This window comes from Planktothrix sp. FACHB-1355 (assembly GCF_014748295.1).
Lineage (GTDB): Bacteria > Cyanobacteriota > Cyanobacteriia > Cyanobacteriales > Aerosakkonemataceae > Aerosakkonema > Aerosakkonema funiforme_A.
In genome coordinates this window covers 1-1,691 of record NZ_JACJUP010001339.1, presented here as the reverse complement: position 1 = coordinate 1,691, position 1,691 = coordinate 1, and the positions used below count along the sequence as shown (strand labels likewise).

The 1,691-nt window shown below is 48.3% G+C and carries 2 protein-coding genes; one reads left to right on the top strand and one right to left on the bottom strand.

The features are described 5' to 3' along the window. Positions 1-1,243 (top strand): CHAT domain-containing protein (locus tag H6S82_RS32175; RefSeq protein ID WP_191057419.1); only part of this gene is annotated, 1,243 nt, incomplete at its 5' end. 151 nt (positions 1,244-1,394) lie between these two features. Here H6S82_RS32175 and H6S82_RS32170 read toward each other — a convergent pair. After that, entirely contained in the window at positions 1,395-1,619 is a 225-nt protein-coding gene (locus H6S82_RS32170; protein WP_190473558.1) for a DUF4142 domain-containing protein, read from the bottom strand. Positions 1,620-1,691: the final 72 nt, after the last annotated feature.

Below are 1,691 nucleotides of genomic sequence, written 5' to 3'. Positions count from 1 at the left end.
GGTGACCATCCAATCGCAAGTACAATTCTCGTTTCGGGAAAGTGTCGAACCGATTTATCGCGAGTTAGTGGGGTTACTTTTGGAAGGAGAGGGGAAGGTTACCGATCGAGCTAAACTGAAGCTAGCTCGTCAGACGATCGAGTCTTTGCAGTTGGCGGAATTGGACAACTTTTTCCAGGATGCTTGTGCAGATGTGAAAGCCAGAATAATTGATGAAGTCGATCGCACTGCTGCGATTATCTATCCGATAATTTTGGGCGATCGCCTAGAGGTGATTCTATCTGTTCCCGATCGCGTAGCGTCTTTGCAGGAGAATCGATCGCTGCGCCATTACAGCACCGCCAAATCTAAGGCTGAATTGGAAAGTATTTTCAAACGAGCAAGAGTTTCCCTCAGACGCACTGCTTTTCCACAAGAGCGGTTACCCCTCGCACAACAACTCTACGATTTGTTGATTCGTCCTGCGGAAAAAGATTTAGCGGCAAGTGGCGTTAAAACTTTGGTATTTGTTTTAGATGGCTATCTGCGAAATCTGCCGATGGCTATTCTGCACGACGGTCAAAAATATCTGATCGAAAAATACAGCATCGCTCTTACTCCCGGACTTCAATTATTAGAACCGCGACCGCTGACGCAAGTAAGATTGAGAACGTTGACAGGGGCTCTGACAGAGGCGCGTCAGGGTTTTCCTGCTTTACCCGCAGTCGCGAGTGAAGTGGAGCAGATTTCTTCTGCGGTTCCCGCTGATACTCTCATCAATCAGCAGTTTATCACTCAGGAACTACAAGCACAAATCAACAAAATTCCTTTCCCAGTTGTTCACTTGGCGACTCACGGTCAGTTTAGCTCGAAAGCATCGGAGACTTTTATTTTGACTTGGGATGAACGTATTAATGTTAAGCAATTAGATCTATTGTTGCGTTCTCGTTCCCAGGAGAAGAAAGCGCCGATCGAACTGCTTGTCCTCAGTGCTTGCGAAACTGCGGCGGGAGACGATCGCGCTGCTTTGGGTTTGGCAGGGATTGCAATTCGATCGGGTGCCCGCAGCACATTAGCTACACTTTGGCAAGTAAATGACGAATCTACTTCGATCGTGATGGCGGAATTTTATCGCCAACTCACCAAGCCGGGAATTAGCAAAGCGGAAGCTCTTCGCAACGCGCAACTGAAGCTATTGCGAAATCCTCAATATCAAAATCCCTACTTCTGGGCACCTTTTGTGCTGGTAGGGAATTGGCAGTGACAAGGGGTTAGGGGTTAGGGGCTAGGGGTTAGGGGTTAGGGAAGAGGGAGAACGGAAGAACGGGAGAACGACATAAAGGTCGAAAATGTACATATAAATTCCCCCACTCCCCCACTCTTCGTTTTGACTTTTGACTTTTAACTTTTGACTTTTAACGGCTCATCGGCATAGCAGGTGTATCGGATGTACCGGAAGCATCGTCGCTTCCGCGTGCGAGGCTGTAACCGGTCATCGTTGCGGCCATTTCCAAATGACCTTGCACTGTGGGCAAGGTTCTAGTAGCAAAAGCTCTCAGATCCGAGTCTTGTCCCATGCGGGTTTGGCGCTGGTAAACCGCCGCAGCTTCCAAGTGATTATTAACCCCAGCTTCATTCATATATGCTTCTTGACACTCAAGAGCCCTAAAGGGACGGGGATTCTTCATTCATAGACTCAGCTTGCTTGCGAC